This is a genomic window from Paraburkholderia jirisanensis (genome assembly GCF_054782355.1).
The window spans coordinates 134126-158890 of sequence record NZ_BAAGSQ010000013.1 but is presented as its reverse complement, the minus strand read 5'-3'; the positions used below and the strand labels follow the sequence as shown (position 1 = coordinate 158890).

Here is a 24765-nt window from a genome sequence, read left to right as displayed (position 1 = left end):
GATGCGGACCTTGTGCGCACCGGTGCCGAGCCTCGCACACGAGCGGCCGCGCCCTGCTTGCACGCACGGCTGCGGTGCAAGCCTGCAACTGCCTTGCACTAGTATGGAATGGCCACGAGGCAAAGCGGCGACAAAGCCGCTTTCGCGGGCGTCCTGCCCATCGTGTCGTGAATGCGACGGAGGTCCACATGAACGCGCAAGCTACGCTGGGAATCATCCATGCGCAGGAGTTGCTGCTGGTGTCGCTGATTCGCTCGATGCCGCCCGACGCCCGCCGCAGGATCGCCGACGAGTTCCAGCAACAGGTCGAGATGGCTGAGGCACCTCATCTGGGCGAGCGGCTCGGCCAGGAGACGACTGAGGCATTTAAGACGCATATTCGCAAGCTGTCCATCTTGCTGGCGTCCCTCAGCTGAACGCGCGGTGGATGGCCGGACAGGCGATGGGGGACGCTGGGCGGAGCAGACAGTTAGTTGCGTTATGGCGGATTGAGACAGATGACCGCCGACGACGATGCCCGCGTCGCTTCGCCTACAACTACCTTGCATCGCATCCCGGTGCGATGCGTCCTGCTGCACATGCGTCAGCAAGATTTTTTAGCGTCTGCAACAATTGCGTATTTAGCGCATTTTTTCGCGCCGTCGCATTCCCGCCCGTCAATCAAGCAGAGTCAGTTTTGTCCGAAAACCCGCCTACCCCCGCCGCCCTCAACGCCGACGATGAACAGATGTCAGCCGGCCGCCGCTTCGCACTCGCGGCGATCATGCTGTCCGTCGCGCTCGCGTCGATCGATACGGCCATCGCCAATACCGCGTTACCGTCGATCGGCGCGGATCTGGGCGCGAAGCCAGCGGCGTCGGTCTGGATCATCAATGCATACCAGTTGGCGATGGTGTCGACGCTGCTGCCGCTCGCCGCGCTCGGCGACATCCTCGGCCATCGGCGCATCTATATCAGCGGGATTGCGCTCTTCACTGCGTCGTCGCTCGCCTGCGCACTGTCGCCCACCCTTACGCTGCTGGCCATCTCGCGCATCGTGCAAGGCGTCGGCGCCGCCGCGATCATGGGCGTCAATTCAGCGCTGATTCAAAGCCTCTACCCACCGCATCGCCTCGGTCGCGGGCTTGGGCTCAACGCGCTGGTGGTGGGCGCATCGTTTGCCGCGGGGCCGACGGTCGCCTCGCTGATTCTGTCGTTCGCGTCGTGGCCGTGGCTATTCGCGGTGAACGTGCCGCTCGGCATCATGGCGATTTCGTTCGCGGTGCCGTTCCTGCCGGACACGGTGCGCGGCAAGCATCATTTCGACCGGATCGCGGCCGTCCTCAATGTCGTGATGTTCGCATCGCTGATTTTTGCGCTCGCGGAAGCCTCGCAGCGCGCGCCGGCGCATATCACGCTGGTGGCCGCGGCGGTCGCGCTGGTGTTCGGCTTTCTGATGGTGCGTCGCGAAGCAGGACACCCGGCGCCGATGCTGCCGGTCGATCTGTTTAAACGCCCTGTGTTTACGCTGTCAGCCGCGACTGCGGTCTGCTCGTTCGCGGCGCAAGGGCTCGCGTTCGTGTCGCTGCCGTTTTATTTCGAAACGATCTTGCAGCGCAGCCAGGTGGAAACCGGCTTTCTGATGACACCGTGGTCGGTCGTCGTCGCGCTCGCGGCGCCGTTCGCGGGCCGCCTGTCCGATCGTTATCCGCCTGGGCTGCTGGGCGGCATCGGCCTCGCCGTGCTGTGCGTGGGCATGGTGTCGCTCGCGCTGCTGCCGCCGCACCCGTCGGTGCTCGCGATCACGCTGCGCATGTCGATATGCGGCGCGGGCTTCGGTTTTTTCCAGTCGCCCAATCTGAAGGCGATCATGGCGAGCGCGCCACGCGAGCGCAGCGGCGGCGCAAGCGGCATCATCGCGACCGCGCGGCTGCTCGGCCAGACCACCGGCGCGGCGTTAGTCGCGCTGAGCTTTGGCATTGCCGGCCGTCATGGGCCGACTTTGGCGCTCGCCACCGGCGCGGTGTTCGCCGGCGCGGCCAGCATTGTCAGCGGGCTGCGGATGTTTGCGCCGTCGCATCGCGGCAACCCGCACGACGGTGGCGTCATGCATGCCGCGGCGAGCCCTGCCGAGGCACCCGCCGCGTCTGATCAAGCCGCCGCTCAGCGCACGAAGTAGCCCTTCACTGCGGCAACGAACGTATCGATATCGGCGCGCGACACGTCCATGTGCGTGACGAAGCGCGACGCGTAAAGCATCTGCGTGAGGATGCCGCGCTCCTTCAGGTACGCCTCGAGCGGCGCGCAATGTTGCTGCGGAATCTGCGCGAACACCATGTTGGTGGCGTGCGGTTGCACCTTCAGCGCGTCGATCTGTGCGAGGCCGGCTGCCAGATAGGCGGCGTTGTCGTGATCTTCGGCAAGCCGCCCGACGTTGTGCTCGAGCGCATAGAGGCAAGCCGCCGCCAGCACCCCGGCCTGGCGCATGCCGCCGCCGAGCACCTTGCGCCAGCGATGGGCGACTTCGACCAGCGCATTGCTGCCGACCAGCACTGACCCCACCGGCGCGCCAAGCCCTTTCGAAAAGCAGATCGATACCGTATCGAACGGCGCGCACAGCGTCGCGATCGGCTGCTGCGATGCGACCGCGGCATTGCACACGCGCGCGCCGTCCAGATGCGTCGACAGGCCGCGCTCGCGTGCCAGAGCGGTTGCTTCGGCTACGTAGCTGGCCGGCAGCACCTTGCCGCCGATCGTGTTTTCCAGCGCCAGCAAACGCGTGCGCGCGAAGTGATTGTCGATCGGCTTGATCGCCGCGGCGATCTTGTCGAGCGGCAACGAGCCGTCGGCGGCGTTCTCGAGCGGCTGCGGCTGGATGCTGCCGAGCACCGCGGCGCCGCCGCCTTCGTATTTGTACGTGTGCGCCGCCTGGCCCACGATGTATTCGTCGCCGCGCGCGCAATGCGCCATCAGCGCGGCAAGGTTGCTTTGCGTGCCGCTCGGGAAGAACAGGCCCGCTTCCTTGCCGGCCCGCGCGGCCACCTCGGCTTGCAGACGCAGCACGGTCGGATCGTCGCCCCAGACGTCATCGCCGGTTTCGGCGGACGCCATCGCGGCGAGCATGGCTTTCGACGGACGGGTAACGGTGTCGCTGCGCAAATCGATCATGAGCATTTCCTGTAAGGATGGCGGGAACGCGGCGCGCGAAATGTCACGCGCGGAGCTGAATGCGCGAGTGTATCAACTCTGGGAGAGGCGCAATAAACGAGGGGGCTATGTGGGTGCGGATGCTGTGCTGATGCCGTGCCGTGCCGATGCCAATGCCGATGCCGTGCCGATGCCGTGCCAATGCCGATGCCGTACCGATGCCAGTGCCGGTTGCCAGTACCGATGTCGATGTCGTGCCGCACCGTGCCATGCCGTGCCATGCCATGCCGGTGCCGTCAGCGCCGGCACGGCGGGGCCGGCACCGTCGTCAAACCGCGTTCAGCGCGGCAACCACGCCAGCGGGTCGGCCGGATGCCCGTCCTTGCGTACCTCGAACTGGATCCCCGCCACGCCATTGCCATCCGTGCCGACCTCGCCGACCGGCTGTCCCTGCGTGACCGCCTCGCCCTCCTGCACGAGCAGCTTGCCGTTCTGCCCATAGGCGGTGATCAGCGAATCGCTATGTTTGATGATGACGAGCGGTCCATAAGCCTGAATGCCGGTGCCCGCGTAGACCACGCGCCCCGCGGCCGCCGCCCGCACCGTCTCGCCCGCGCGCGCGCCGATCACGATGCCGTTGGTCTTGCCCGGCACGAAGCTCTTCAGGATCGGGCCGCGCAGCGGCCATGCGAGCAAGCCGGGCTGCGCAGCCGTGGTGGGCGAAGCCGGCGCAATCGGCGCGGCGCCCGGCGGCACCGCGCCGCCCTGTTGCGCAAGCACCGGCGGCGAGACGCGCAGCACCTGCCCGGAGGTTACCGGCGAGCCGGTGATCAGGCCGTTCCATGCGGCGACGTCTTGCGGACGCTGCCCGAACGCGCCGGCAATGCTTTGCAGCGTATCGCCCGGGTTGACGCGATAGAAACCGGCCGGAACGCCGGTGGATGCCGCGCCGCCCATCGAAGTGCGCGCCGTCTGTCCCGTCGACGAAGACTCCCACGGCGGCGTGAACGCACATGCGCCAAGCATCGTCACCAACGAAAGGGAAATTAAAGCCTGCGTGTGTGCGGTATGCCACTTACCTGTCATCTTGCGATCCTCGACGCGGGGAACAAGCAGGGTCGGCGCGTGTCCGGGCTCCATAAGGCCCATCGATCGGCGCCAACCCGCGGGGACTGTGACGGCTTGTTGAAACAGTGCGCAACAATTAACCAACCCGGCCAGCTGCGAACCGACTGTAAAGCGGTGATCGAATCATTATGCCGCCCATTGCGTGTCCGAGTCACGCGCGCCGCCGCACGTACCTTGCAAGCTTCGTGCGTGCTTGGTTGGCATTACAAAGCGATTGGCGCTATACGCTGCCTTCGGTTTCGACGACTAGAATGCGCGCCTCACCCAGTGGATGCGCAACATGTTCGGTACCAATCGATGCATGGAACACATCGCCGGTTTCGAGGATCACCGCGTGCTCGACACCGTTTTCGCGGTAATGCATCTCGACACGGCCATCAAGCACCGCGAATACTTCTTCGCCATTGTTGATATGCCACTTGTATGGCTGATCGGTCCAATGCAGACGCGTCGTGACACCGCGCATGTTGGCGATATCGAGCGCGCCCCACGGGCGCCCGGCGGTAAAGCTCCTGCTGCGGATAATTTTCATGGGAACGTACGCAGTGAGGTGAGCGCAGTCGGGTTACGTTTGCTAGCTGCGTCATTATATCGGGCAGCCCGCCGCGCAAGCCGCATACCCCCGCTGTGCGCACATTCGTGCGACCATTGCCTGGATACGCTGCTCGCCTATACTGGGATTTGACTGTCGCCGTGCACAGCGGGCGAGCGGGCCTCCGCGGTGTCCTGTCCATGAGGAGTTCAGCATGAACAAAGCCATGTTTCTGGCTGTGCAGTTCAATATCGATGATGTTGCCGCGTCGCCGGGTCTCGTCGAATTGTTGAACACGCACCTGGTCTTCGCCAACGACGTCGCCGAAGCGGCAGACGCGCTGGTTCAGTTGGCAAGCATCGCGAGGCTGTCGAGCGGAGTGCAGCCCACGGTGGAGATTCCGGCACTCGCAGTGCAACGTCTGCGCGACGCGCTCGACACCTTGAGCGGCTACGACGAATCGTGGCTCTTCGCACTCGAGCCGAGCCACGCATTGTTCGACGAGATTGCGCGCCCGCGGCGCACGTTGCACTAACCAGCCGCGCGGAGCCGCCAGGGAAAGTCTACTGACGTTGCGGCTCGAACCAGATAGTTAGCTCACCGCATGAACTTTGCAAACCCGAAAATGCATTGTGTAGCGCGTTGATGCCGGGGAACTTCAGCGCATCGATCAGGAGTTGCTGACGTGAAAACTCTGCTGAACCGGCGCCGCACGGCGCCTGCCAACGGCATCGCGCATCTGGTGCGTATCGATCAAGACCCGTCCGGGCCGGCCACTGACGAAACCGCGCGAGACGCATCATCCGATTCTAGCGACCCGCCGGCCCAGCCCGTCGCGCGCCCGGTGCGCCCCGTGGCCACGCTGCACCCGGTGCACGCGGTACCGTCACAGTCGGGCGGGCGCGCCGCGCAGTTCTCCGATCCGGCGGAAGTCGAACTGCTGATGGCTCAGGAAGCGCTGACGCCGTTGCGCGCGTTTCGCACGTTCGAATATTCTGCGAGCCTGCTATTCCACGCGAAGGAGTTGAAGTATTACATTGTGCTGTACCACGACGGCACGCCGTGGCGAGCGTTGAAAGCGCAGGAGCTCGATGCCGCGCAGGCAATCTTCCATCAGTTCGAATTGCAAGCCACACGATTGTCGGACGGACAGGTACGCCGCCTGCAACTCGACGCACAGAACGAACAGCTGACCAAACTGATCGCGCAAGCTGAAGTACAAGCCGAGCGGCTACGCAAGGCACTGCAGCGCTCGACCACGCAAGAGCAGGCCGTCACGACGCGCCAGCACCAGGTGCGCCGGGAAGTCGCGCAACTCGAGGCGCAGCGCGCTGCTGCACAGGCTCAATTGAACAAGGTGCAGCGCCAGACCCATCAACTCGATCTCGCCGCGCACGACGGCATTCCGCACCTGACGCATCAATAGCGGACGCAGCACGCATTCGCTGCACCAAAGAAAAAACGCCGGCGAAGACTTCTTGCCGGCGTTTTTTTCGTCACTGCTTTACCGCAACTACGTTACTGCGTACTGCCGTACTACGCACTGCATCCTTCGGTATTGCCTACTACGCTTCGGTACTGCTCACTACCCTACTGCGTACTTCCGATGCTGCGGACTGCCGTACTACATACTGCGGTGCTGCGTGCTTCGGTACTGCCCTAACCTGAACTGCTTGCTGCTGAACTGCGTGATGCCGTACTGCGTGATGCTTTACTGCCACTGCGTGCTTTCGTACTGCCTTACCAACAGACTCGCAACAAACTAAACAAACTTCGCAACAACTGCACATCAACAACGCACTAACTAACGCCACTCTCGTACTGCCTGACATCAACTGCGCTACTGCATGCTTCGCTACTGCTTCTACTGCAGGCCGCCCAATTACACGACGGCACGGTACTACGGTCACACCCCTCACTGCCTACAGTTCGACCGGCGACAGGGGGACGCCGGGCAAGCCGTATTACTTACTGAGCTGCGCTGCCTGCCTGCGACGAGCCAGCAGCTTGCGCACCGTAGCCGGTGTCGCCCTGCGCCTTTTGCGCGGCGAGGCGGGCTTCAGCGCGCTGAATGTTGCGCGGATATTCCTGACGGTCGGCCAGCGGGTCGTAACCAGCCTTTTCCAGATCGACCAGATCCTGGCGCACTTGAGCGCGCGTCAACGGCTGGTTCGATTGGGAAGCTTGTGCGAACGAAGCCACCGGAGCGGCGAGTAGCGTGGCGACCAGCAGTGCAGGAATCAGCGTTTTCATGGTTACTACCTCCGAGACTTTCTTTTTTGGGTTTTTCGCCGGACCGATGTCCGATGCGTTGATTGAAGTCTACGGAAATACCCCATTAGGGTAAATACCTATCACCGCGAAACACCATTTCAGATTCCGCAATAATCGGTTTTTCTTACATCAGATTTCAATATCTTATAATGTGGGATGTAATAATCGAAAGGGAAATGCGGCGATGCCCCGGGCAGGCACCGCCGCATTTTCGTAAACCGCGAAAAAGGGCCCGAAGGCCCGTCGCTCAAGACCAGTTCGCGTGGAAGCTGCCGCTCTTGTCGATCCGCTCGAACGTGTGCGCACCGAAGAAGTCGCGCTGCGCCTGCACGAGGTTTGCCGGCAGCCGTTCAGACCGGTAGCCGTCGAAGTAGGCAATCGCCGACGAGAACGTCGGCACGGGCACGCCGGCCGCAACCGCGGCGGTCACCACGTCGCGCAGCGCCCCCTGGTAGTTCGCCGCGATATCGCGAAAGTACGGATCCAGCAACAGGTTGGCGAGCGCCTTGTCCTTCGTATAGGCGTCGGTGATTTTCTGCAGGAAGCGCGCGCGGATGATGCAGCCCGCGCGGAAGATCTTCGCGATCGTGCCGTAGTCGAGATCCCATTTGTACTCGTCGGAGGCCGCGCGCAGTTGCGCGAAGCCCTGCGCGTACGAAATCACCTTGCTGAAGTACAACGCGCGGCGCACCGCTTCGACAAACGCGTCGCGATCGCCGCTGAACGGCTTGACCGCCGGCCCCGCGAGCACCTTGCTCGCCGCCACGCGCTGATCCTTCAGCGACGACAGCACGCGCGCAAACACCGATTCGGTAATCAGCGGCAGCGGCACGCCGAGATCGAGCGCATTCTGGCTCGTCCACTTGCCGGTGCCCTTTTGCGCCGCGCGGTCAAGAATGATGTCGACCAGATCCTTGCCGGTCTCGTCATCCTTCTTGCTGAAGATCTTCGACGTGATCTCGATCAGGTAACTATCGAGCTCGCCCTTGTTCCATTCGGTGTAGACGCCGCCGAGTTCCTTGTTCGACAGTCCGAGCACCTGCTTCAACACCGCGTAGCTCTCGGCGATCAGCTGCATGTCGCCGTATTCGATGCCGTTGTGCACCATTTTCACGAAGTGGCCCGCGCCGTCCGGGCCCATGTACGCAACGCACGGTTCGCCGTCGTCCGGCGCCTTGGCGGCGATTTCGGTGAGGATCGGCGCGACCAGATCGTACGCGTCGCGCTGGCCGCCCGGCATGATCGACGGGCCCTTCAGCGCGCCCTCTTCGCCGCCCGAGACGCCGGTGCCGATGAAATGCAGCCCGGATTTCGCCAGTTCCTGATTGCGGCGGATCGTATCGGTGAAGTGCGTATTGCCGCCGTCGATCAGAATGTCGCCGGCTTCCAGCAGCGGCTTCAATGCGGCGATGGTTGCATCGGTGCCGGCGCCGGCCTTCACCATCATCAGAATGCGGCGCGGTTTTTCCAGCGAGTCGACGAACTCTTCCATCGTGTAGGTCGGCACCAGCTTGCGGTCTGGATACTCGGCCATCAGCTCATCGGTTTTTTCGCGGGTTCGATTGAACACGGAGACCGCGTGACCGCGGCTTTCGATGTTGAGCGCCAGATTGCGGCCCATGACCGCTAGCCCCACTACGCCGATTGCCTGTTTGCCCATCTGAGTTCTCCAGATTCGTGAGTGACGGATGCCGCGAGAGACCGCTGCAACGACGCGGCGTCGAGGATGAAAGAATAAAAGAAATGCCGCGACACCGCATGTATACCGTGTGCGGCACGAACCGGCGGGCGCTTGCAGCGGGCCGGACGCGCCGCTGTATGACGTACGCGGCGGTGCGCCGGCTCGCCTCGCCTGAGCGGCTCGCTATACGCCACGCGCCGCTCGCCGCCCCTTCAGACCCAGCACTTCGCTCAACGTTTCCGGAACACGAGACTGAAATTGTTCGCGGGCATCGCAAGCGGCTCATCGCACGTCAAGCCCGCGGCATCGCCGAGCTGCTGCACGGCTTCCATATCGCGCACGCCCCATTCCGGATTGCGGCTGCGCAATTGCTGATCGAACATTTCGTTGCTCGGTGCGGTATGCGCACCACCGCGCCGGTACGGCCCATACAGATACAACACGCCGCCACTCGGCAAAATCCGGCGCGCGCCGTCGAACAGCGCTTGCGACGCAGCCCACGGCGAAATATGGACCATATTGATGCACACCATCGCGTCGGCAGCGTCGATGCCCCACGGCTGACGACGCACGTCGATATCGAGCGGCGCGCGCACATTCGTCAGACCGGCATGCGCGATCCACGCGCCGATCGACGCACGCGCGGCCGCTTCCGGATCGCTTGGTTGCCAGTCGAGCGCGCCGAGCGCCGCAGCGAAGTGCAGCGTGTGCTGCCCGGTGCCGCTGGCGATTTCGAGCACCGTGCCGACGCGCGGCAGCACGTGCTGCAGTACCGCAAGGATCGGTTCGCGATTGCGCTCGGCCGAAGGCGAGCGCTCGCGCAAATCGGGGTTGGCAGGTTGGGTCATCGAGAGGGGCTCACAGGTTCAATAGAGGCTGGTGCGCAAACGTTCGGCGAGATCGCGATCGTACGCTTCTACGTCGAAGCTTGCGCCATTGATACGCCGATGGATCTCGCCCGCGCTCGGCAGCCGCGCGCGCTCGACGTGGCGCGACGCATCCCACAGTTGCGAGCGCACCAGCGCCTTCGAGCAGTGGTAGTAGACCGCATCCACGTCGACCAGCAGCACGGTGCGCGGCCACTTGTCGTTCACCGCGAAGCGCTCGAGCAGTTCGGGCTGCGCGCTGATGCGGCCGCGCCCGTTGACACGCAAGGTCTCGCCGACGCCCGGCACGATGAACAGCAGCCCGACATGCGGATTGACGATGACGTTGCGCAAACTATCGATGCGGTTATTGCCGACGCGATCCGGAATTGCCAGCGTGCGCTCGTCGACGATACGCACGAAGCCCGGCGCATCGCCGCGCGGCGAGCAGTCGAGACCTTCCGGGCCGGCCGTTGCAAGCACGACCAGCGGCGCGTTTTCGATGAACGCGCGGTAGTCTTCGTTGATGAACGGCAGTTCCTTGCGCACCGAGCGCTGGTGCGGCTGGCCGTATATCGCTTCGAGTTCTTCGAAGGTGGTCAGCACCGGCATCGGATCGGTCTCGCTCGGCGCGCAAGCGGGAACGGGGGCGCTCAAGGTATCAAGCTGCATGTTGCGGCCTCAATGAGTATCAACGGATATCAAAACGCGCAGCCAGCGCAGTCAGCACTTCGCCGCAAGGCGCGGCGACTTTCAGCGACAGCAGCGGGTCGGCACGCGTGCGTCCAAGATTGATCGCCGCAATCGGTTTGCCGAGCTTGTTCGCATGCACGCAAAAGCGGTACCCCGAATAAACCATCAACGACGAGCCGACCACCAGCAGTGCGTCGGCCGCTTCAAGCGCGTGCATCGCCGTCTCGACCCGCACACGCGGCACATTTTCGCCGAAGAACACCACCGACGGCTTGAGCATCCCACCACAGCGCGTGCAAGCCGGAATGCGGAACGTATCGAGCGCATGCCATTCGAGATGCGCATCGCCATCGGCTGCGGGCTCCGCGCTTGCGTGCAGCAACTCGGGGTTGTCCGCTTCGAGCGTCTGCTGCACCGATGCGCGCGTGTGCTGCATCCCACAGGCGAGACAAACCGCCTCGGCGATACTGCCGTGCAGTTCGATCACGTCGCTGCTGCCCGCGCGCTGATGCAAACCATCGACATTCTGCGTGACCAGCGTATCGACATAGCCAGCCGCTTCGAGGCGCGCCAATGCGAAATGCGCGGCATTCGGCTGTGCCTTTGCAACCACTGGCCAGCCCACCGTGCTGCGCGCCCAATAGCGCCGCCGCGACGCGTCCGAGCCGAGAAACTCCTGCAGCGTGATCGGCGGCGAACGCTTCCATTCGCCGTTGTCGTCGCGATAGCCGGGAATGCCGGAGTCGGCGCTGATGCCCGCGCCGGTCAGCACGAAAAGACGTGGATAACGCGTAACGAATTCGTGCAGCGCATCGAGCGCCTGCGATTCAGTCTGGGCAGGTGTGGCGAGCAAGGTCATCGGGCGGCCCGTCGAGGTTTGCGAGCTTGCGCGCCGTGGCGAGCCTCCCACTCGGCCAATGCACTGCGATAGCCTTCGAGTTCGTCGTTGTACAGATCGAACACGCACGGGTCGCAGCCGCTGCGGCAGCAGTCGTCGGCGGCCGGCGGCGTGGGCGGCACGGGCCGCACGTCGTGGTCGAGCGCGCGGCACGCCTCGCGGCCTGATGCGTCGCGTGATTCGTTACGTGAGTGACATGGAGCGTGGCGCACGTATCGGTCGGCTTGAGCGGGGCGAAGGCACCCAGTATAAGGGATCGCGCCATCCAGGCGCCCCGCCCTCGCCGCTCAACCTCGCCCGACGAACGGCATCTTGCTTGCCATGATCGTCATGAACTGCACGTTCGCCGACAACGGCAGGTTCGCCATATGCAGTACCGCATCGGCGACGTGCTCGACATCCATCAGCGGTTCGATCGCGATCTCGCCGTTTGCCTGCGGCACGCCTTTGGCCATGCGCGCGGCCATCTCGGTTGCCGCATTGCCGATGTCGATCTGTCCGCACACGATATCGTACGGGCGGCCATCGAGCGACACCGATTTGGTCAACCCGGTGATCGCATGTTTGGTCGCCGTGTACGCAATGCTGTACGGCCGCGGCGCATGCGCGGAGATCGAGCCGTTGTTGATAATGCGTCCGCCGCGCGGCAACTGCGCCTTCATCATCGCGAACGCGGCACGCGTGCATAGAAACACGCCGGTCAGATTGGTATCGACCACCGCGCGCCAGTCGGCGATATCGAGCGCATCGATCTCGACAGCCGGCGCACCGCGGCCCGCGTTGTTGAACAGCACGTCGATCCGGCCATAGCGCAGCCGGATCGCGTCGAACAGCGCGGCGACGCTGTCCGGGTCGGCCACGTCGCAAGCCTGCGCGAATGCCTCGGTGCCGCGCGTGCGTGCTTCGTCGGCCAGTTCGTCCAGCAGCTCCTGCCGGCGGCCGGTCAGCACCACGCTGTAGCCATGTTCGAGCAGCTTGCGCGCCGTCGCACGGCCGATGCCGCTGCCGGCGCCGGTCACCAGCGCGACCTTGCGCGCGAGCGTTGTCTGCGCGGCCGCTTGTGTGTGGTCCGCTTGTACCTGTTGCACGTCCTGTTCAGCCACCCGGCACCTCCATTGATCGTTTTGCGACGGTTATCGCCAACCCCGCGCGCCGCATGCGCATGCGCTGCTCTATGCATGATGCAACACAAGGATGGTATCGTTTAGCGTTGCGTCCTCACCTTTTTTGACGATTAGCTTTCCGCCAATCGAGGAGTCCGCAGAGGAAGCATGATGACTGAATCGAAACCCGCGCGCAGCCGCGCGGCCGCGCCAGCCGGCAATCCGGCCGCGCGCCGCTGGCCTCGCGCACGCTATTCCGCACTGGTAACCGGTACCGCCGCGTGGCACGTCGCGCTTGCCGCTGCCGCGCTGCTCAGGCCCTCCGCATGGCTGTGGTGGCTCGCCGCGATGTTCGCGAATCACCTCGCCATTACGGTGCTCGGCCTGTGGCCGCGCTCGTCGCTGCTCGGCCCGAACTGGACGCAGTTGCCCGACACCGCGCGCAACGCGGACGCGCTCGCGCTGACGATCGACGACGGCCCGGACCCGCTGGTCACGCCACACGTGCTCGACCTGCTCGACCGCTACCACGTGCGCGCGACGTTTTTCTGCATCGGCGCGCGCGCGCAACGCTATCCGGCGCTAACCCGCGAGATCGCGGCGCGCGGCCATGCGGTGGAAAACCATTCGCAGGTGCACATACACACGTTTTCCGTCACGCTGCCGGGCGCGCTGACGCGCGAAATCGCCGCCGCACAACGCACGCTAACGGAACTGACCGGCGAGCGGCCGGTGTTTTTCCGCGCGCCGGCCGGCTTGCGCAATCTGTTTCTGGAACCGGTGCTGCAAAAACTCGATCTGCGTCTCGCCGCATGGACGCGACGTGGTTTCGACACCCGCGAGCGCGACCCGGAGCGCGTCGCCCAGCGCCTGCTCGACGGCCTTGCGGCACGCGACATCCTGCTGCTGCACGACGGCAATGCGGCCCGCACCGCGAGCGGCGAGCCGGCCATCGTCGCGGTGCTGCCGCGCGTGCTGGAAGCCGCGCATGCGCGCGGCTTGCGGTTCGTGACGCTGCGCGAAGCGCGCGAGCAGACGAAGCCAGCGGAAGCCGGCGCGCGTTCGGTGCAGCGCGTGTCGGCGCAAACGCGATAAAGCGGCGAAGCGGCGCCTGCTTACGCCGGCCGCCTCACACGTCACGCTTCAATGCGCGGACGGCACCGGCGAGGGTGCCATCCGCCACGCCCACCACAGCGTCGACAGCAACAACCCTCAGACACGCCTTCTGATCAACCCGTAAATCACCAGCAGCACGATCGCGCCGATGATCGACGCGATCCACCCCGCCGCCTGCCCCGGCTGATACCAGCCGAGCGCGTGCCCGACATAACCTGCGATCAGCGAACCCGCAATACCGAGCAGGATGGTCATGATGATGCCCATCTTGTCGTCGCCGGGTTTGAGCGCGCGCGCGATCAAACCGACAACCAGGCCGACGATAATCGTACCGATGAACGAAAGCATATGCACCTCCCAGGTCAGTGATGCCACGCGTCGTGGCCAAACGGCACAGAGTGCCCCTATCGCGCTTCACATCCGCACTCAGGCGCGGATTCACACGCGGAAATCGGCTGCAAGGTCTTCGTCGGTGCGCGCTTCGAGCTTGCCGCTGCGGCAGGCGGCGAGAAATACGTCATAGTCGCGCTCGACCTGGTCCGCATACGTGGCCGCATAGTCGGCCAGCGCCTCGGCGAACTGGTCGCTGCCGCCAATGTACGCGCTAATCTCGATCGCCTTGCCACCCGCTTTTGCATGCGCACGGGCGAGCGCCCAGCCGCAGATGCGCGCATAACCGGTCAGCAATTCGGTGTCGACCAGTTCGAGGTTGGCCGACAGCTTCATATCGCGCAACTGGCGCACATAGAACTGGCGGCCATGCGGGCCGCTCGCCCAGCCAAGGAACATGTCGCTGGCCGCCTGCAGCAACTGCTGGCCGCGCACCACGCGCTCGCCCTCATGCTGCGGCGCCGGCGACTTGAAATAGCGCGCCACCACCGAGCGGCTCGCTTCCTTCAACTGCAGGAACAGCGGTTTGCCGAGCGTATCCATCGCGAGCAGCACGAGGCAGCGCGTGCCGACACTGCCCACGCCCACCACCTTGAAGGCGAGATCCTGCGGCACGAACTGCGCGAGCAGCGCGCGCCGGTCCGGCGCCAGCGACTTCTGATATTCGCCGTACATGCCGTCCATCAGCTTGTGCCAGTCGCGGGTCTTGAACCAGTCGTCGTCAGGAGAGAACAGCGTGTTCGCGCCATGCACGTGGAACAGGCCCGGCGGCATGTCGCGCAACTCGTAGTGGTCGCCGACACGCTCGGCGATCTTGTCGAGCATGCTCTCGTGCGTGCGGGTCGCGGCCTTTTCCATGCCGCGGCGAATCCGGCGCCGGCCTTCGGGCGTCAGCGCCGCATCGATCATGCGGTCGAACGTGATGCGCTCGTACCACAGCTCGAGCGCGCCGCACTCGGCATACTGCGCCATCCGGTCGCGGTATTGCAGCACCGCGGCCATCGCCATGTCGCGCGCCGCGCCGCGGCTAAAGCGCAGATCGCGCGCGGCCACCACAAAGCTCGCCACGAGGCGCTTCAGGTCCCATTCGAACGGGCCCGGCGCCACTTCGTCGAAATCGTTCAGATCGAAGATCAGTTGCCGCTCCGGCGTGGCGAAGCCGCCGAAGTTCATCAGGTGGCAATCGCCGCAGATCGGCTGGATCAGTTCGGTATGCGGCAAACGGCCGAGATCGTGCGCCTGCAGGATCGCGCTGCCGCGCAGGAAGGCGAAGGGCGAAGCCATCATGCGGCCGTAGCGCAGCGGCACCAGCCGCTCGACGCGGCCTTCGCTGCTTAGCGCCAGCAGTTCGAGCGGGTCGCGATGCAATTCGCCGACCACCCGATGGCTCGAGCGTTTCGAATGCTCACGCGCCGCCCGACCCGCTGCTTCGCGTTCCGCAAGGGTGCTGCTCTTCATGCGCGCTCCGTTGTTGTCGATCGTTGTTCAAGCGGATTTTCAGCGAGTCTGCAGCGGATAGCCAGTGAAATTCTAGCAACAATCGCCGCTGCGGCAGCATAACCGGGCAATCCAGCGCCGGTTGGCAGACATTTGCGGCGGCCGCCCTGGGTTACGATGCAACAGCAATGCATGGAGATCAACATCATGTCGATCGCAGTAGGTACCGCGTCGTGGACGGATGCATCGCTGCTGAAGTCCGGGCGGTTTTATCCGAAGGGCTGCACCAGCGCGGAAGCGCGGCTGCGCTTTTACGCCGCCAACTTTCCGATGGTCGAAGTCGATGCGTCGTACTACGCGATGCCGAGTGCATCGAACAGCGTGTTGTGGGCCGAACGCACGCCTGCCGGATTCACCTTCAACATGAAGGCGTTCCGGCTCTTCACGGGGCACCAGACGGAACCGCGCTTTTTCCCATCCGATATCCAGCAGGCATTGCCGCAAACCGGCAAGAAGAATCTCTACTATCGCGACCTTCCGCCCGAACTTGCCGACGAGTTGTGGCGGCGCTTTTTCGAAGCACTGGAGCCGCTGCGCGCGGCCGGCAAGCTCGGCGCGGTGCTGTTCCAGTTCGCACCATGGATCGGCTCGACGCCGCGCGACCGGGCTCACATCGCGCATTGCGCGGACCGCATGGCGCCGTATCTGACTGCGTTCGAATTCCGCCATCCGAGCTGGTTCGACGAGCGGCACCGTCAAGCGACGCTCGCGTTTGAGCGTGAGCGTGGGCTGGTGCATGTGGTGATGGATGCGCCTGACGTGACGACACGCGCGCATACGGTGTGGGAAGCGACTTCACCGCGGTTGTCGATCGTGCGGCTGCATGGACGTAATGCTCAGACGTGGAGTGGCAGCACGACGGCGGCCGGACGTTTCAACTACGACTACAGCGATGAAGAACTCGAAACGCTGACGATCCCGATTCGCGAGATCGCGCGCCGGGTGGACCGCACGGATGTGGTGTTCAACAATTGCTACGAAGATGCTGCGCAACGCAATGCGGCGACGATGATCCGTCTGCTGAATCAGGTGGACGAGGAGCGCGAGGGGTGATGGGTTGCGGGGGGCGGCGCCGCCCGCTCGCTGCACAGCGCTACCCGCCTGTTACTGTGCAGGCGCTGTCGCTGAACTGGCCGCGACAGACGGCGCGCCTGAGTCGCCAACACCGCCCGGCGCGCCGATGATCGGCGGCACCGGCGCAGCCTGCCCGCCAACCGCAGCCCCCGCACTGGCTGCCGCTGCCGCCCCATCCTGGGCACCCGGCGGTGCAAGCAACGGCGGCTGCGCAGCAGCCCGGCCATCAGGCGCGAAAATTTGCGGCGGCTCCACGTCGCCTGGTTCAACGGCCTGCGGTGCCGGCGCCGCTGCAGATACCACCGCAGGCGCAGCATGCCGCGACGTACGCACGACTTTCTTCCCCGATGCCGGCGCCGGCACCCCATCAGACTTCGCCCCAAACAGCGCGTCGCGCCAGGCCTGAAGCTTCGTACGCAACGCATCGAAGAACCCCGTCTGCGGCTCCTCGACAAATTTCGCGCGCCCATCCACTAACCGCGAACGCTGCGCCCGCTGGAAGAAATCGCCGACGATCGGCAGCGCACTGTGCGCGCCCTGCCCCCAGTAGTCGCTGCGCAGCGTGATGCGGCTGTCGTTGAACCCAACCCACGCCCCCGCCACCAGTTGCGGATGCATCAAAATGAACCAGCCATCTGCATCGTCCTGGGTCGTACCGGTCTTGCCGGCCACGTCGCCGCGAATCCCGAAGCGGCTGCGGATGCTCGAGCCGGTGCCGCGATCCACCACATCGCGCATCACATCGAGCAGCGTCTGCGCAGCGCCGGCAGGCAGCGCCTGCTGCGGCGGCGCGGGCTGAAATTCCGCCAGCACGTTGCCATCACGATCTTCGATACGCGTGACCAGCATCGGCGCGATATATGCGCCGCGCGCGGCAATCGTGCTGTACGCCGACACCATCTCTTTCAGCGACACTGGGCTCGTGCCGAGCGCCAGCGACGGCACCGCATCGAGCGGGCTATCGCGCACGCCCATCTCGCGCGCAAGCCGCGCGACGCGCGCCGGCCCGACCTGTTCCATCAACTGCGCGGTGATGCGGTTCTTCGAATATGCGAGCGCATCGCGCAGCGTGACCGGCTTGCCGCTTGGCGGCGTATCGTCCTCGGGCTTCCAGATCTCGCCGCCAGTCAGTGTGATCGCTACCGGCTGATCGACGAAGGTGTCGTCAGGCTTCGCGCCCTGCTCGAACGCCGCGCCGTACACGAACGGCTTGAACGTCGAACCCGGCTGGCGCCGCGCCTGCTGCACGTGGTCGTACGGATCGTCGCTGAAGTCGCGGCTGCCGACCCACGCGCGGATCTGCCCATTGCGCGGATCGATGGCCACGAAGCCGGCCTGCACACGCGTCTTGGCGTCGCACAGCTGCTGCATGAAACGCTTATCCGATTCGAGCTGCTGCAGCGCATCCGCATCGGCCACGCCGGACTGCTTCGCCGTGCGATATTGCGCGGTTTCGCGCACCAGCGCGTTGAACACATCCTTATGCGCGCTGCACGCGCCGCGCGTACCCCACACCGAATTGGCGATGCCCTGCAGCTGATTGCCCTGCCAGATCACGGCCTGGGTCGCCATCGTCTGCAGCCGCGAATCGATCGTCGTGCGCACCACCAGGCCATCCGAATAGATGTTGTAGTCGTGGTTATCGGCCCATTCGATCAGCCATTTGCGCAATTGCTGCGAGAAGTGCGGCGCCGGGCCCGGCGGCTCGGTTTGCCGCTCGAAGTCGACACTCAGCGCGCGGCGCTGCAGCGTCTGATACGAAGCGGTGGTGAGGCGCTGATACTTGACCATCTGCGCGAGCACGATATTGCGACGCTGCAGCGCGCGGTCCGGATTGAGCACCGGGTTGTAGTAGCTGTTGCCCTTCAGCATGCCGATCAGCGTCGCGCTTTCGAGCACGGTCAGATCGTGCGCGGATTTATCGAAGTAGGTGCGCGCCGCCATTTCGATGCCGTACGCGTTGTACAGGAACGGCACCGTGTTCAGATAGGTTTCGAGAATTTCGGCCTTGGTATAAACCGCTTCGATCTTGAATGCGGTGATCGCTTCTTTCAGCTTGCGCGTGAGCGTCGGCGCGCGGCCGATGTCATCAGGGTAAAGATTGCGTGCGAGCTGCTGCGTGATCGTCGAGCCGCCCTGACGGTTGCCGGAAAACGTATGCAACGCAGCAGACGCCGTGCGTTTCAGATCGATGCCGTGGTGTTCGTAGAAGCGATGGTCTTCGGTGGAAATCAGCGCGTCGACCACATGCGGCGAGATATCGGACAGCTTGACCCATACGCGGTTCGCCGGCTTGAATTCTGCAAGCAGCTTGCCGTCCGCGGAGAACACGCGAGCCGGCTGCTCCACTTTCGCCTTGCGGATATCGCCGATGCCGGGCGTGAACGGAATCAGCACCAGCACATACAGCAGGAACAGCGCAGGTATCGCGACGAGCGTGCGGATGATGCCGCGCCGCGTCGGATGGCGGACGCGCTCGAGCGCTTCGACGGCGATGGGTTTGAGCAGAGCGCTCGCCGTTGCGAACAATTCGCGGAATGCGCGGACGAAGGGCACGATCGGGCGTTTCACACTGACATACCACGGAGTGAAAAGGCTGCATCGTACCAAACCGACAGCCGGATGAAGGCTTTTTGTGCGCACACGCTGCGCGCGCAAATGAAAACAGCCGCCCGAGGGCGGCTGTTTCGAACCCGCTCGACAAACCGGCTACGCGCCGGCGTATCGACAACCTGGTGTGCGATGCACGGCTTTAAGCAGCAGCGCGCTTAGGCGTCACAGCCGACACGACGAACGTCACGACGACATTCGCCGCCAGCGCGATCAGCCCGATATAAATCGGCCAGCTCGCGTCACCGACGTGCAGCGTGAACACCGGCTTCAGGCCCATTTCGATCGCGAGGCTGGTGCCAAGCACGATACCGACCAGCCAGCCCAGGAACAGCCCCGGCGTATTCAGGCGCCGCGTGTACAGCGAGAACACGATAGCCGGGAAAATCTGCAGGATCCACACGCCGCCGAGCAGCTGCAGGTCGATCGCATACTGCGTCGGCAGGAACACGATGAACAGCAGCGCACCGAACTTCACCACCAGCGAAACGATCTTCGCCGTCGACGCTTCCTGTGCACCGGCCATATTCGGCGATACCAGCGGACGCCACAGGTTGCGCGTGAACAGGTTCGCGGCGCCGATCGACATGATCGCAGCCGGCACCAGCGCGCTGATTGCAATCGCCGCCGCCGAGAAGCCGACGAACCACGACGGGAACAGCGTACCGAGCAGGGTCGGCACGACGTCCGAAGCGGACTTCACGTGCACGCCGGCGGCAATCGCCATATAACCGAGCAGTGCGATCAAACCGAGCAGCAGCGTGTACGCCGGCAGGAAGATCGCGTTCTTGCGCACCGTCGCAGCCGACGACGACGACAGCACGCCGGTCATCGTATGCGGATACATGAACGCCGCGAGCGCCGAGCCGAGCGCGAGCGATGCATACGCGGTGAACTGCGACGGCTTCAAAATGATGCCGGTCGCGCCGCCCTTCGCCTTGAAGTACTGATCCGCCGCATCGAACACATGCGCGTAGCCGCCGAGTTTCGACGGAATCAGCCACACCGCCGCGATCACGACGATGTAGATCATGATGTCCTTGACGAACGCGATCATCGCCGGCGCGCGCAAGCCGCTGGTGTACGTATAGAGCGCGAGAATCACGAACGCGACGATCAGCGGCAGTTCGCCGCTCACACCAAGCCCCTTGATCACCACCTGCATACCGACCAGCTGCAGCGCGATATACGGCATCGTCGCGACGATACCGGTCAGCGCGACGGCTGCCGGGAACCACTTGCCGCCGTATTCGCCATGCACGTAGTCGGCTGCCGTGATGTGGTTCTTTGCATGCGCAACCTTCCACAGCTTCGGCATCACCGCGAACACGAACGGATACACGATGATCGTATAAGGCAGCGCGAAGAAGCCGTACGCCCCCACCGAATACACCAGCGCCGGCACCGCGATCACGGTATAGGCGGTATAGAAATCGCCGCCGACGAGGAACCACGAGATGACCGTACCGAACTGGCGGCCACCCAGACCCCACTCATGCAACTGGGTCAGATCGCCGGCCTTCCAGCGCGACGCGAGAAAGCCCACTACGGTAACCAGCAGGAAGAAAGCGATGAAGACGGTCATCGCGACCGGATTGACGGGATTCAGATCGCTCACTTGATGCCCCGATAAACGATGTAGATCAGCAGCGACGTGAGCGGAACCCACAGAAACTGATACCAGTAGAAAAATGGAAATCCGGCGAACGATGGGCGCGTGTCGTTATAGAAAGGCAGCCACAGCAGCGCGATGAAGGGGAGCAGCAAAATGAGCCAGAGCCATGAACGGCCGGCCCGGTTCGAATCTGTTGGTTCCACGGTTGTCCCTCTTGGTATGTATTGGATTGACAGAACTCTGCGCGGCAGCCCGATTCGCCCGCTTGGTCTCAAATGAGCCGCCTTACACTTGCGCAAAGTACGCGCATTATCCAGTAATTCGTCAAAAATGGCTGCGCCTGCGCGAGAATCTTCGCGTTGTCATGTATCTGTGGTTTGTCCCGGGTTTGTCCGGCTACGGCAGCTTTGTACGTTGCCTGGCAGGTGGCGTTGCAACGCGGACACACGCGCACCGCACGATGCATTTTGCTTCTTCAGCAACGATCAGAAGAGCCAGGCGCTTTCAGCTGCGCGCGCAGCATCATGCATCAGGGGTTTGCGCGAAACGCTCGCGCAGAAACTGTGTGAATGCACGGATCGTCACCGAACTTTGCCGATGCTGCGGATATACCGCGTACAACGTCAACGGCGGCGATACGAACGGCGCGAGCACTTCGATCAGACGCCCATTCGCCAGCGCGTCGGCAACGATGAATTCCGGCAGCAGCGCGATCCCGATGCCGGCCATCGCCGCATCGCGCAGCACCTCGCCGTTGTTCGCGCGCAGCGGCCCGTGCACCTCGATGCTGTGCACCGTGCCCTCCACTTCGAAACGCCACCCACTGCGCCCTTCTTCTCCATATAGCAGACACGGATGGCGCGCGAGGTCCGCAGGCGTCATCGGCAGGCGACGCGTATCGCGATACACCGGGCTGCAGCACGCAACCATGCGCACCTCGGCAAGCTTTTGCGCGATCAGCGTCGAATCGGCCAGCGTGCCGATGCGCAGCGCCATGTCGTAGCCCTCGCCGACCACGTCGACCACGCGGTCGCTCAGTTCGATATCGATGCGCACCTCGGGGTTCGAACTCAGAAACGCGCCCACCAGCGGCGATAGATGAACCATGCCGAACGACAGCGGCGCGCTGACGCGCAACAGCCCGCGCGGATAGGCGCGCCGCGACGACATCGCCTGTTCGGCGTCGGCGAGCTCCGCGAGGATGCGACTCGCGCGCTCGTAGAACTCGTAGCCGAGATCGGTGACAGCGAGCTTGCGCGTATTGCGCACCAGCAAACGCACGTCGAGGCTCGCTTCGAGCGCCATCACGCGGCGGCTTACAAACTGCTTGGACAGCTGCAGACGCTCGGCTGCGGCCGTGAAATTGCGCGCGTCGACGGTCGCGACGAAGATTTTCAGGTCGTCGAGCTGCATGGTCCCGTCACCTCGATTGTCAACATGGATAGGACAGTCATTCGCATTTGACGGCGATTATAGCCTCTCGAATTGACCTAAACTTCCATTCAACGCGTCAGGCAAACGAATCTTTCGCAGCCGACGCCAACCTCACCGGAGAATGGACATGATCGAAATCAGACACGCCAGCGAACGCGGCCGCGCAGAACATGGCTGGCTCAGCTCGCGTCACACGTTCTCGTTTGCGAATTACTACGATGCGCAGCAAGTCGGCTTCTCCGACCTGCTCGTGATCAACGACGACCGGGTCGCACCGGGCCGCGGCTTCGGCAAGCACCCGCATCGCGACATGGAAATCTTTTCGTACGTGCTGGAAGGACAGCTCGAGCACAAGGATTCGATGGGCACCGGCTCGGTGATCGTGCCCGGCGACATTCAGGTGATGAGCGCCGGCACCGGCGTCGCGCATAGCGAATTCAATCCGTCGGCGAGCGACCCGGTGCACTTCCTGCAAATCTGGATTGCACCGTCGGTGAAGGGCGCGACGCCGCGCTATCAGCAGCAGCACTTCAGCGCGGAGCAAAAGCGCGGCGCGCTGCGGCTCGTGATGTCGCCGGAAGGCACCGAAGGTTCGCTGCAGCTGCGCCAGGACGCACGCGTTTATGCAGGTTTGCTCGATGGCGCTGAAACCGCCAGCGTCGAACTGGCTGCTGACCGCTTTGCGTATGTGCATGTCGCGCGCGGCTCGGTGACGGTAAACGGTGTGCGTCTTGGCGAAGGCGACGGTGCGCGGATTCGTAACGAGCGCTCGCTTGCATTCAGCGAAGGCGACGACGCGGAAGTACTGGTGTTCGACCTGCGTAATAACGAAGTATCGGAGCTGTGGTCCTGAGCGGCCCGCGGCGCAACCTGAACGCGTTCAACGAGGCATAACAAATGAAGACTTTGATCGACTCACGCCGCGACACGATCCTGCTAGTGGCCCGTGTGCTGCTGATGGTGCTGTTCGTGATGTTCGGCTGGACCAAGCTGACCGGCTTCTCCGCAACCGAAGCGTATATGGCGACCACCGGCGCGCCGGTGCCGGTGGTGGCTGCGGCCATCGCGGTGGTGATGGAACTGGTCGTGGGCCTCGCGATCGTGGTCGGCGTGTTCACGCGGCCGCTCGCGCTGCTGCTTGCGCTATACACGCTGGGCACGGCGCTGATCGGCCACCACTACTGGACGCAGACCGGCATGGAGCAGTACGTGAACATGGTCAACTTCTACAAGAACATCAGCATCATCGGCGGGCTGCTGTTGCTGGCCGTGACCGGGCCGGGGCGTTACTCGATCGATCGAAGCTGAGCCACGTTTTGCGCCGCACGTGGAGTGCGTGTTGAAAGCAAATGGGGCAGCCAGACGGCTGCCCCATTTTTTTGCGTGTTGCATCGAGTTGCGTTGCGTCGAGTTGCGATGCCACGTACGTATCGATCCGTACGCGGCACTCAAGCCCGATGCTTAGAACTTGTGACGCAGACCCAGGTTGACCATCTCCTGCGTGCTGGTGCCCGCATAGCCATACGAACCGATCGATGCCTGCGCCGCGACCGAGCCGCCGGTACCGTTGCCGGTTTCGCCGCTTGCGTGCTGATACGCAGCGGTCATGTACACGTCGGTGCGCTTGGACAGCGAGTAGTCCGCGCCGATCGACACCTGGTGATAGGTCGCCGACGTATCGCCAGTCGACTTCGTGTAGCTATAGCCGACGCCAAGCAGCATCGCCGGCGAAGCCTGCCAGTTGAAGAAGCCCTGCCCCGTATTGAACTTCTCGTCGTTGGCGAACGCCGAGCTCGCGTCGCGGCGATATTGCGCGTTGCTGTAGCCCGCGCCGACCGTGAACGGTCCGATCGTGTACTGGCCGGCAATACGTCCGATCGCGAGCGAGTGAGCCGTGTCGTAGCCGAGATTGATCGGGCCGTCGAACGTGCCGTCCGACGTGCTGGTGAAGCCGGCACCCGGCGTCACGCTACGCGCGCCGGCAGAAGCCGGGCTGTTCGATGCGTAGAAGTAGCCGCCCGCGACTGCGAGGCCACCGTTCGTGTACGCCACTGCCGCCGCGTACGACTGCTGCGAGCCGACCGTGCCGGCCACGCCGCCGAACGCGTACATCGTTTCGAATTGCAGACCGTTCCACACCGGCGACGCATACTTCACCGCGTTGCTGACGCGGAAGCTGTTGTCGTAGTTGTCGACGTCGCCCGCCGTTGCGAACGCGCTGCCGAAGTAGTTGTCTTCGGTGATGCCTTGCACCAGGTCGATCAGCGGATCGTACTGACGGCCAAGCGTCACGGTACCGAACTGGTTGCTGGTCACGCCGACATAAGCCTGACGACCGAACAGGCGGCCGCCCTGGCCGAGCTTGCCGGTGCTCGGATCAAAACCGTTTTCCAACTGGAAGATCGCCGCGAGACCGCCGCCCAGATCTTCGGTGCCCTTGATACCCCAGCGCGTGCCCGACAGGTTACCCGCGCTGCTATTGCCGAGCGCCCACAGATTCTGATTGCCGGCGGCGTTGTGCACATAGGTGATCGACGTATCGATCGTGCCGTAAAGCGTAACGCTGCTTTGCGCGTGAGCGGCTCCAGCACATGCGAGCGTTGCCAATGAGATGACCGAAAGGGAGGTACTGCGTTTCATTTATCTGCTCCTTGCGCTTTTAGTTTGGTGGACGCGAAGCGGAGACTACCTGCGCAAGAACTCGCTGTAAAAAATGCCAAAAAAGCGC

25 protein-coding genes are annotated in these 24765 nt (G+C 63.8%); 8 read left to right on the top strand and 17 right to left on the bottom strand.

Annotated elements, in window-relative coordinates; all coding sequences use genetic code 11:
- The first annotated feature begins 188 nt into the window (after positions 1 to 188).
- Together ACYVNQ_RS08830 and ACYVNQ_RS08825 are read left to right on the top strand one after the other, a co-directional pair.
- Positions 189 to 416 (top strand): hypothetical protein, encoded by a 228-nt coding sequence (locus tag ACYVNQ_RS08830; RefSeq protein WP_460902112.1) that lies wholly within the window; start codon positions 189 to 191, stop codon positions 414 to 416.
- Between the two features lie 311 nt (positions 417 to 727).
- Positions 728 to 2158, top strand: coding sequence for an MFS transporter (locus ACYVNQ_RS08825; protein ID WP_460902175.1), 1431 nt, complete (start codon positions 728 to 730; stop codon positions 2156 to 2158).
- Here the strand turns inward: ACYVNQ_RS08825 and ltaE are convergent.
- The 3 genes from ltaE to ACYVNQ_RS08810 all read right to left on the bottom strand — a co-directional run bounded on the left by ltaE (position 2143) and on the right by ACYVNQ_RS08810 (position 4786).
- On the bottom strand, positions 2143 to 3147 hold the full coding sequence (ltaE, locus tag ACYVNQ_RS08820; protein WP_460902111.1) for a low-specificity L-threonine aldolase: 1005 nt from the start codon (positions 3145 to 3147) through the stop codon (positions 2143 to 2145). The genes ACYVNQ_RS08825 and ltaE overlap by 16 nt on opposite strands.
- Before the next feature lie 318 nt (positions 3148 to 3465).
- A complete protein-coding gene (locus ACYVNQ_RS08815) occupies positions 3466 to 4212 on the bottom strand; it encodes a peptidoglycan DD-metalloendopeptidase family protein (RefSeq protein WP_460902110.1) in 747 nt (248 codons plus the stop codon).
- Positions 4213 to 4474: 262 nt separating this feature from the next.
- A complete protein-coding gene (locus ACYVNQ_RS08810; protein ID WP_460902109.1) occupies positions 4475 to 4786 on the bottom strand; it encodes a cupin domain-containing protein in 312 nt (103 codons plus the stop codon).
- A gap of 214 nt (positions 4787 to 5000) precedes the next feature.
- Between ACYVNQ_RS08810 and ACYVNQ_RS08805 the strand changes: the two genes are divergently transcribed.
- Together ACYVNQ_RS08805 and ACYVNQ_RS08800 are read left to right on the top strand one after the other, a co-directional pair.
- Positions 5001 to 5321 carry a hypothetical protein gene (locus tag ACYVNQ_RS08805; protein ID WP_460902108.1) on the top strand — a complete coding sequence of 107 codons (321 nt, stop codon included), beginning with the start codon at positions 5001 to 5003 and terminating at the stop codon, positions 5319 to 5321.
- 150 nt (positions 5322 to 5471) lie between these two features.
- Positions 5472 to 6212, top strand: coding sequence for a DUF2968 domain-containing protein (locus tag ACYVNQ_RS08800; RefSeq protein WP_460902107.1), 741 nt, complete (start codon positions 5472 to 5474; stop codon positions 6210 to 6212).
- 542 nt (positions 6213 to 6754) lie between these two features.
- Here the strand turns inward: ACYVNQ_RS08800 and ACYVNQ_RS08795 are convergent.
- The 7 genes from ACYVNQ_RS08795 to ACYVNQ_RS08765 form a co-directional block, all read right to left on the bottom strand.
- Positions 6755 to 7039, bottom strand: a complete 285-nt coding sequence (locus ACYVNQ_RS08795; protein WP_460902106.1) for a DUF4148 domain-containing protein — start codon at positions 7037 to 7039, stop codon at positions 6755 to 6757.
- 268 nt (positions 7040 to 7307) lie between these two features.
- Positions 7308 to 8720 carry an NADP-dependent phosphogluconate dehydrogenase gene (gene gndA, locus ACYVNQ_RS08790; RefSeq protein WP_460902105.1) on the bottom strand — a complete coding sequence of 471 codons (1413 nt, stop codon included), beginning with the start codon at positions 8718 to 8720 and terminating at the stop codon, positions 7308 to 7310.
- 251 nt (positions 8721 to 8971) lie between these two features.
- Positions 8972 to 9589 (bottom strand): DUF938 domain-containing protein, encoded by a 618-nt coding sequence (locus ACYVNQ_RS08785; protein ID WP_460902104.1) that lies wholly within the window; start codon positions 9587 to 9589, stop codon positions 8972 to 8974.
- A gap of 18 nt (positions 9590 to 9607) precedes the next feature.
- Positions 9608 to 10213 (bottom strand): pyridoxamine 5'-phosphate oxidase family protein, encoded by a 606-nt coding sequence (locus tag ACYVNQ_RS08780; protein ID WP_460902174.1) that lies wholly within the window; start codon positions 10211 to 10213, stop codon positions 9608 to 9610.
- Between the two features lie 85 nt (positions 10214 to 10298).
- Positions 10299 to 11159, bottom strand: coding sequence for an NAD-dependent protein deacetylase (locus ACYVNQ_RS08775; protein WP_460902103.1), 861 nt, complete (start codon positions 11157 to 11159; stop codon positions 10299 to 10301).
- A complete protein-coding gene (locus ACYVNQ_RS08770; protein ID WP_460902173.1) occupies positions 11156 to 11320 on the bottom strand; it encodes an oxidoreductase-like domain-containing protein in 165 nt (54 codons plus the stop codon). The genes ACYVNQ_RS08775 and ACYVNQ_RS08770 overlap by 4 nt, the downstream gene beginning before the upstream one ends.
- A 165-nt stretch (positions 11321 to 11485) precedes the next feature.
- Positions 11486 to 12286, bottom strand: coding sequence for an SDR family oxidoreductase (locus tag ACYVNQ_RS08765; RefSeq protein ID WP_460902172.1), 801 nt, complete (start codon positions 12284 to 12286; stop codon positions 11486 to 11488).
- A 186-nt stretch (positions 12287 to 12472) separates the two neighbouring features.
- On the opposite strand from ACYVNQ_RS08765, the gene ACYVNQ_RS08760 reads away from it, so the two are divergent.
- The gene (locus ACYVNQ_RS08760) at positions 12473 to 13396 is read left to right on the top strand and encodes a polysaccharide deacetylase family protein (protein ID WP_460902102.1); all 924 of its coding nucleotides are present in this window, start codon (positions 12473 to 12475) and stop codon (positions 13394 to 13396) included.
- Between the two features lie 117 nt (positions 13397 to 13513).
- Here the strand turns inward: ACYVNQ_RS08760 and ACYVNQ_RS08755 are convergent, their stop codons facing one another.
- Entirely contained in the window at positions 13514 to 13765 is a 252-nt protein-coding gene (locus tag ACYVNQ_RS08755) for a GlsB/YeaQ/YmgE family stress response membrane protein (protein ID WP_460902101.1), read from the bottom strand.
- A 90-nt stretch (positions 13766 to 13855) separates the two neighbouring features.
- Positions 13856 to 15265 carry a DUF2252 domain-containing protein gene (locus ACYVNQ_RS08750; protein ID WP_460902100.1) on the bottom strand — a complete coding sequence of 470 codons (1410 nt, stop codon included), beginning with the start codon at positions 15263 to 15265 and terminating at the stop codon, positions 13856 to 13858.
- Positions 15266 to 15451: 186 nt separating this feature from the next.
- On the opposite strand from ACYVNQ_RS08750, the gene ACYVNQ_RS08745 reads away from it, so the two are divergent.
- Positions 15452 to 16357 carry a DUF72 domain-containing protein gene (locus tag ACYVNQ_RS08745; RefSeq protein WP_460902099.1) on the top strand — a complete coding sequence of 302 codons (906 nt, stop codon included), beginning with the start codon at positions 15452 to 15454 and terminating at the stop codon, positions 16355 to 16357.
- A gap of 51 nt (positions 16358 to 16408) precedes the next feature.
- Here ACYVNQ_RS08745 and ACYVNQ_RS08740 read toward each other — a convergent pair whose 3' ends face one another.
- The 4 genes from ACYVNQ_RS08740 to ACYVNQ_RS08725 form a co-directional block, all read right to left on the bottom strand.
- Positions 16409 to 18949, bottom strand: coding sequence for a penicillin-binding protein 1A (locus tag ACYVNQ_RS08740; RefSeq protein WP_460902098.1), 2541 nt, complete (start codon positions 18947 to 18949; stop codon positions 16409 to 16411).
- A 181-nt stretch (positions 18950 to 19130) separates the two neighbouring features.
- Positions 19131 to 20606, bottom strand: coding sequence for a monocarboxylate uptake permease MctP (gene mctP / locus ACYVNQ_RS08735; RefSeq protein ID WP_460902097.1), 1476 nt, complete (start codon positions 20604 to 20606; stop codon positions 19131 to 19133).
- A complete protein-coding gene (locus tag ACYVNQ_RS08730) occupies positions 20603 to 20806 on the bottom strand; it encodes a DUF3311 domain-containing protein (RefSeq protein WP_460902096.1) in 204 nt (67 codons plus the stop codon). The genes mctP and ACYVNQ_RS08730 overlap by 4 nt, the downstream gene beginning before the upstream one ends.
- A 319-nt stretch (positions 20807 to 21125) precedes the next feature.
- Positions 21126 to 22016 (bottom strand): LysR family transcriptional regulator, encoded by an 891-nt coding sequence (locus ACYVNQ_RS08725; RefSeq protein WP_460902095.1) that lies wholly within the window; start codon positions 22014 to 22016, stop codon positions 21126 to 21128.
- A 148-nt stretch (positions 22017 to 22164) separates the two neighbouring features.
- Between ACYVNQ_RS08725 and ACYVNQ_RS08720 the strand changes: the two genes are divergently transcribed.
- Complete coding sequence (locus tag ACYVNQ_RS08720) at positions 22165 to 22890, top strand: pirin family protein (RefSeq protein ID WP_460902094.1); 726 nt, start codon at positions 22165 to 22167, stop codon at positions 22888 to 22890.
- A 44-nt stretch (positions 22891 to 22934) separates the two neighbouring features.
- Positions 22935 to 23345 (top strand): DoxX family protein, encoded by a 411-nt coding sequence (locus ACYVNQ_RS08715; protein ID WP_460902093.1) that lies wholly within the window; start codon positions 22935 to 22937, stop codon positions 23343 to 23345.
- Between the two features lie 153 nt (positions 23346 to 23498).
- On the opposite strand, the gene ACYVNQ_RS08710 is transcribed toward ACYVNQ_RS08715, so the two are convergent.
- Complete coding sequence (locus ACYVNQ_RS08710) at positions 23499 to 24677, bottom strand: porin (protein WP_460902092.1); 1179 nt, start codon at positions 24675 to 24677, stop codon at positions 23499 to 23501.
- Between the last annotated feature and the right edge of the window lie 88 nt (positions 24678 to 24765).